This window comes from Methylocystis sp., from assembly GCF_051062815.1.
Classification (GTDB): domain Bacteria; phylum Pseudomonadota; class Alphaproteobacteria; order Rhizobiales; family Beijerinckiaceae; genus Methylocystis.
In genome coordinates this window covers 84,421-91,533 of the sequence record NZ_JBPFDU010000071.1, presented here as the reverse complement: position 1 = coordinate 91,533, position 7,113 = coordinate 84,421, and the positions used below count along the sequence as shown (strand labels likewise).

General features: G+C 61.3%; 5 protein-coding genes. All 5 read left to right on the top strand.

Annotated features, from left to right (window positions below; genetic code table 11):
• A partial coding sequence (locus tag ACR65W_RS12110; RefSeq protein ID WP_434499144.1) for a YncE family protein occupies window positions 1-1,360 on the top strand: 1,360 nt, incomplete at its 5' end.
• A gap of 237 nt (window positions 1,361-1,597) precedes the next feature.
• Window positions 1,598-2,170, top strand: a complete 573-nt coding sequence (gene folE / locus ACR65W_RS12105; protein WP_332310783.1) for a GTP cyclohydrolase I FolE — start codon at window positions 1,598-1,600, stop codon at window positions 2,168-2,170.
• A 577-nt stretch (window positions 2,171-2,747) separates the two neighbouring features.
• Window positions 2,748-4,340, top strand: coding sequence for an MFS transporter (locus tag ACR65W_RS12100; protein WP_175095656.1), 1,593 nt, complete (start codon window positions 2,748-2,750; stop codon window positions 4,338-4,340).
• Window positions 4,337-5,887 (top strand): efflux transporter outer membrane subunit, encoded by a 1,551-nt coding sequence (locus ACR65W_RS12095; RefSeq protein WP_175095655.1) that lies wholly within the window; start codon window positions 4,337-4,339, stop codon window positions 5,885-5,887. Before ACR65W_RS12100 ends, ACR65W_RS12095 begins: the two co-directional genes overlap by 4 nt.
• Before the next feature lie 21 nt (window positions 5,888-5,908).
• A complete protein-coding gene (locus ACR65W_RS12090) occupies window positions 5,909-7,102 on the top strand; it encodes an HlyD family secretion protein (RefSeq protein WP_175095654.1) in 1,194 nt (397 codons plus the stop codon).
• Window positions 7,103-7,113: the final 11 nt, after the last annotated feature.

The window sequence follows — 7,113 nt, the reverse complement described above, 5'->3', positions numbered from 1 at the left end:
CGGCGCCAAAGTTCCGACGACAAGCGACATCGCCAAGAAGCTGCTCCGCACCTTCTTCGTCGCCACGACGCCGGCGCTATGGCGCGACTATCGGCAGCCGAAGTGGGAGGTGAAGCTTCCCGATCTCGGACTCAATCTCGGGGGCGCACAGATCAATCTGAGCGCGCTCAGCCTCTCGGCGCCGAACACACTGCTGACGCCCAAGACGCCCGGCGTCGGCGAGGTCTGGGTCAACACGCAGTTTGAAGGCGTGAGCGGCAAGACGAAGTTCGGAACGGCGACGCAAATCGACGCAACGAATTGGACGCTCAAGAAAAAAGTCAAGGGCGTCGAGCAGAATATGAACAACCCCCACAATATGTGGCCCGATCCGACATATAAATACATTTATCAGACGGAATGGTTCGACAAACGGCTGACCACCTTTGACCGCGAGAGCGGCAAAGTTCTTAACACGCAGGTCGTTGGACAAAATCCGTCTCATGTGATGACGAGCCCGATAACCGGCATGCTCTATGTGGCCATCAATGGCGAGGACCGCGTGGCGAAACTGTCGCCCGGCGAATTCCCTTCGGCGATGGGCAATATCAATGTCGGCCCGCATTCCGGCCCGCATGGGCATCACCTTACCGATGACGGCAAATATATGATGACGCCGAACGCGCTGGCGGGAAGCGTCACCGTCGTCGATCTCGCGACTGAGAAAGCGACGGAAATTCCAACCGGCGGCGTTATCCCCATCGCGATCTGGAGTGACATGAACCATAAGGCTTATGCGGCGAATCTGCTCGGCACGCCGCCTGCCATGCTCTCCTCGTTGACGGTCATCGACATCGACAACAAGAAGAAGGTCAAGGACATTGACCTCGCCGCCGATTACGATCCGATTAGTGGCGCGCACAAGGGTGAGGCTTATGGCCTGCTTCCGATCCAGACCCCGGTGAGCCCGGACGGCAAATATGTCGTCACGGCGAACACGCTGAGCGCCACGGTCACGATCGTCGACGTGAAGACCGACAAGGTGGTGAAGAGCCTGCCCTGCGAAGCAGGCTGTCACGGTGTCAACTTCGGGCACAAGAAGGGTGGCGGCTATTACGCCTATGTGGCGAGCAAGTTCGCCAATGATTTGATCGTCATCGACATGGATAAGCTCGAAGTCGTAGGCCGCATTCTGCTCGCGGATTCGAAGGACGGTCAGATCACCGCGCATAACGGCATGGGCGGACAGGGCGTGCTGCCATTGCCGATTGTTGAGCGCGGCATGCTGGCGCCCACGCTCAAACTCGCGGGAACGGGCAAGTTGAGCGCCGAGGTCGAGGGGTGGCTCAAGCTTCTGACCAAGGAGCAACGCGGCAACTGAACCATAACTATTCAGCGTGGACGGAGAGCCCTGAAAGGGTCTCTCCGTCGGATAAAGGAACAGTGTCAGCGGCAAAAGACGCCGCCCTTCGTCGCAGGCTAGGAGGAGTGCCGAATGGTCGAGCTTCCAATCAAGAAGACAGTTCACGCCGCTCCACCGCGTACGGAACGATTCTATGACCTTACGGGTGGATCAGGCTGTCGAAGGGGCTTGGCGGACCACTTTGGAGACATGGGAATTGCGAAACCGACCCAGGCCGACGCCGAAGCAGCCGTCCGGGTTCTCATCGAATGGGCGGGCGACGATCCAAGCCGCGAAGGCCTGATTGATACGCCTGGACGCGTGGCGCGATCATACCGCGAGCTGTTCGCCGGCTATGCCGTCGATCCCCGCGAGTATCTGAAGCGTACTTTCGAGGAAGTGGGTGGTTACGACGAACTGGTGGTATTGAAGGACATCCGTGTGGTCAGTTTTTGCGAACATCACATGCTGCCGGTGATCGGTCGCGCGCATGTCGGTTACCTGCCAGCAAACCGGGTCGTGGGCATCTCAAAGCTGGCGCGAGTGGTGCACGGATTCGCCCGTCGGTTACAAATTCAGGAGAAGCTCACCGCCGATATCGCCGAAGCCATTCAGAATATTCTCGAGCCTCAGGGTGTCGGCGTGGTGATCGAGGCCGAGCACAGCTGCATGACGTTGCGCGGCGTGAACACGCTCGGATCGACGCTGACCACCAGTCGCCTACTCGGCGTGATCCGCGACGACCCCCGCACGCGCGAGGAGTTCCTTGGCCTGGTGCGTGGGACGTAGAACTTGGACCAGCGGCGCGACGAAATCAGCGTTCGGAGCGGAACTCGAAGATGGCGAGGTTCTTTGCGTTCTCCCGCATGTAATTTGCCCCAGAGCCGAGGGACCGGCTCTAAAAGTGACGACCATTGTAACGCTCGCGCCGAATTGACTGCGAGGTATGCTCCGATAGTCATCAAGAAAGTGTTCAAGACCGTCCTGTAAGCATGAACGCCTAACTCACCAGGGCTTCACGGCCCTTTTCTCTCAACCAGCCGGTACACTTTTGCGCCGCCATCTGGCACATTTTGTCGAGTGACCAATGTCTGTTTCTTCCGCGTGCGCGTCCGCACGCTTGCGGAGTCGCGGCGATGCTGCGGGATCGCGCTGTCGCGACGCTCGGCTCATCGCTCGCCGGCAGTCTCGAAGAATTCAGGCCGAGTCGTCGATCGCGTCCCTGAGGAATCGATCGCGCGAGAGTCGATCGAGGGCTTTCGTCACATCGCTGCCGCTGAGCACTGTCGAGCGGCGCGGTGGCGTCGCTCGCCGCGAATTTCTGGGGCGGCATGTTGACAGGTGATGCTTCACGGGGCGCCGCACCATGAAATCTATTTACGGGTCGCCTCTGAGAGGCTGGCGTTTCGTCCTTTTCAATGCGGCGCTCGCGCTCGGCAATATCGTCGTCCTCTCGAATGTTCCCGGCTATACGGTCCTCGTCCCCTATGCGGCTGGCGACCTGGCCGGCGTGACGCCCAGTTTCGGAACCTGGGCGACGACGGACCATATGATCGGCCTGGCGCTCGGCCTGCCTGTCGCGCGCTGGTTCACCGGCCGCTTCGGCGACTATCGCGTCTATGTCGCGACTTTCGCTTTCTATGCCTGTGCTTCCTTCGTTTGCGCGACCAGCGAAACTCTATGGACGTTCCTACCGGCACGTATTGCGCTCGGCTTCGCGGGCGGTGTAATTTTGCCGGTCGGACAGTCTCTCGCTCTCAAAGAGTATCCTGAGCGGCTGCGCATGGCCGGCGTTGGCCTTTGGGGCGTTTTGAGCATGACGCCCTTTACGGTCGGCGTGTTCATGGGCGGATGGTATGCGGAATATTTCGGCTGGCGGGCGCTGTTCTATTCCAACATCGCGGCAGCGTTGCCGGTTGCGGGGATTGTGGGGTCCTTGCTCTATGGCCGCGGCTTCAGGCGCGTCATTACCCGTTTTGACGGCGTTGGTTTCTTCCTGCTCGCCGGCGTTCTATTCGGAACGCAGACTATTCTCAATCAGGGCAACGATTTTGACTGGTTCGCGTCGCCGCTGCTGACGACGTCGCTCATCGTCGTCAGCAGCGCCCTGCCGATATTCCTCATATGGGAGTTCGGCGAGCGCCATCCCGTGATCGACATACGGCTGTTCGCATATCGTAATTATGCAATAGCGACCGTCTGCTCGATAGCCGGTTTTCTCGTTGTTCAGGGGATATTATCAATCTTCATGGGGCAACTGCAGACTCTCCTCGGCTATTCCTCGTCGCTCGTGGGCTTGATCTATCTGACAATGCTAATTGTCGCCGCGCCGCTTGTCGCCGTCATGCACGAGCTTAATCGTAAGATCGACACACGTTTTGTCGCTTGTCTGAATTTCCTCTGTTTCGCCGTGACTCTGACTTGGCTGGGACTCTTCGACAAACCGGCTTCTTTCGAGAGCGTCTCCGTTCCGATGCTGTTCTTCGGTTTCTCCCTCGCCACATTTTTTGCGCCTCTCGCGGCACTTGCGATGCACGGACTATCCGGCTCCAAGCTTGTCCGGGCGGCAGAAGAGCTCGCGATGCTCCGTACTGCCGCAGGCGCCATCGGCATATCATCGCTGGCCGTCGTTCAATTTCGGCGTTCGCCGTTCCATCAGCTGGATCTCGCCGATCATTTTGGCGGGCGGCGCTTTCCTTCGCTCGATCTCGTCCCGCAGCTCGTCGAGCAGTTGCAAATTGCCGGCTTTTCTTCTGCCGCTGCGACGAAGAAGCTCAGCATGTTGATCCGCGAGGAGGCCGCGTTGCTTGCGATGAACGACGCCTTTCTGCTGGGCGCCGTCGTGTTCGTCGTGCTGGCCGCGTTCGTCTGGCTCGCCCATCCGACGCCGGTGATTCCTCTGCGTCGGAAAGAGAAGCTGCGTCAACTGCGCGCCGAAGAGTTGATGGAGCAGCCATGACGCGGCGAAGCGCCTGCATCGCTCTCGGTCTTCTCTCGCTCCTCCTCGCCGGCTGCGCTCTCACCATGCAGGAAGACCGGGCGCAATTCCTCGACGCGCCGGCCATGGAGCGCACGCTGGCCAATTCCGGCCTGAAGTCCGCCGTTGGCGAGAATGCGTGGCCGCGCGAGGAGTGGTGGCGCGCCTTTCGCAGCGCCGAGCTCGACCGCATCGTCGATAAGGCGCTGCGCGACAATCAAAATTTGCGAAAGGCCGAGGGCACGCTCCGAGCCGCGGACGCCGTCGTCCAGATTGCCGGCGCAAGGCTTTTGCCGGAGGTTCAAGCGACTTTCGGCATGCGGCAGTCCCGCAACCCGCTGCATGGCGTCGTGGCCTCCTACAATCCGGCGCAGGGCGGCCTGCAAAAGACCATGGCCTTCATCAATCCGCTCGCGCTGACCTGGGAGCTCGATTTCTGGGGCAAGAACCGGGCGCTGCTCGACGCTGCGATCGGCGAAGCGGCGGCTCAGGAAGGCGAATTGGAGCAGGCGCGGCTGCTGCTGACAAGCGGCGCCGCGCGGGCCTATCTGCGCGGCTATGCGACGGCGCGACAGCTCGAAGTCGCGAGCGCGCTGACGAGGCTGCGCCGCGAATTGGTGGCGCTCGCGGAAACGCGATACCAGACCGGCCTCGACACTTTGGACGGCGCGCAAATCGCGCGGGCCAATCTCGAACTCGCCATAAGGCGCGAAGCCGCCGCGAGAGCGCTTCTCACCCTGCAGCAAGACGCTCTGGCGCGTTTGATGGGCGAAGGTCCGGACGCGGGGCGCGATCTCTTTGCCGGCAGAAGAGCGCCCTCGCCGGCGCAACCCGCGCTGCCCCGCAATCTGCCGATCGAAATGCTCATCCATCGTCCCGATCTCGCCGCCGCGCTGCAGCGCGCGGAAGCGGCCGCGCAACGCATCCATGTCGCGAAGACGATGTTCCTTCCCTCGATCGATCTCGCGATCACGGGGGGCTTCGAAGGATCGGTCACCACAACCAAGATCAGCAAGCTCGCCGGCTATCTGTTCACGCCTTCCGCGATCGGCTATGCCGTCGCCCCAGGCGTGCGCCTGCCTATTTTCCAGGGCGGCCGCCTGACTGGAAATCTGGAAGTGCAGCGCGCCGAATATGATCAGGCTGTCGACGCCTATAATGAAACGCTGCTGCAATCGGCGCAGCAAGTCGCCGATTCGATCGCCAATCTCAAACGCGCGCGCGCCGAATATGAGGCGCAGAGCCGTTTCCTGCGCGCAATGCGCGCCCAACTCGATCTCGCGCGCGTGCGCCTGCGCGACGGGATGAAAGATCGCCGGGAGATCATCGCCGAACAAGCCGATCTTCTTGAATCGGCCTTCGCGCAGCGCGCGATCGAAGGCGATAGGCTCGTTGCGGCGGTCGATCTTTATCAGGCGCTCGGCGGCGGCTACGCCGACGGCCCGCATCCAGCCGAGCCAAAGCCGGCGCCGGAGGCCGATCCGATCACCCCGACGGTCGAAGCGATCCAGTCGCTCGGCGGCGGTTGAGACCAGCGACCGACCCGATCCATGCAACTCTCACGCAAAAGCATCCGCGCCCGCAGAGACTTTCTGCTCAAGCTCGTCATCGGCGCGGCCGGGGTCGGCGCGTTGATCGCTTTTGTCGCGTGGTTCGCTTTCGAGCGTAATTGGGTGACGACGGACAACGCCTTCGTCACCGGCAATATCATTCCAGTGCATTCCGACGCGACGGGCGTCGTCGCCGCCGTGCTCGCCGAGGAAACGCAAATGGTCAAGAAAGGCGACGTGCTGGTTCGCCTCGACGGACAACGCGCGCGAGCCGCCCTCAGTCAGGCGGAAGCGGAGCTCGGACGCGCCGTGCGCGCTGTCGGCGCGCTTTTCGCCTCTCGCCGCCAAATCTGCCAGAGGGTTCTGTCGCGAGCCGCCATCAGAGATAGGACGCGGCACGATCTTTCAAGATACAAGCAGGCGGCGCCGAGCGGCGCGGCCTCGCGCCAGTTGCTACAGAACACCGAAGACCAGCTCGCCGCGCAGGAAGCGGATTTGCGCGAGACGCGCGCGGAATATCAGGCCGTTGAGGCGCGCGTCGTGGGCGTGACCCGAATGAACCATCCCGACATTGAAGCGGCGAAAGCGAAATTCAACGACGCTTATGTCGAATTTCTGCGCCAGAATATCCGCGCGCCGGCGACAGGCTATGTGGCGAAGCGCAAGGTGCAGGTCGGCCAGCGCGTGCGGCCCGGCGATCCGATCCTCAATATCGTGCCGCTCGATCATCTCTGGGTCGAAGCCAATCTCTGGGAAAACAGGATGGATCGGGTTCGACCCGGGCAGGAGGCGATCGCGAAAGTCGATCTCTATGGCTCCGCCCAGACCTATCACGGCGTCGTCGAAGGCATCGTTCCTGGCTCTGGCAGCGTCTTCGCGATGCTTCCGCCCGACAACGCCACCGGCAACTTCATCCGCATCGTCCAGCGTATTCCCGTGCGAATCGCCTTGCAGGCGGACGAGCTCGAAAAGCAACCGCTGCGCCCCGGCCTGTCGACCGTGATCTCGATCGACGTGAGCAGCGGTGGCGTTTCGGTCAACGCGTCGCAAACGAAAACGTCTTCGGCGGAATATACGACCCACATCTACGACGACGATCTCACCCGGGCGAAGATCAAAACCGAGGAAATTGTGAAAGCCAATCTCCTCAGCACAAGTGACGAAGCCGAGAAAGGCTGCGCCATCGGCGAATGAATGGATCATGA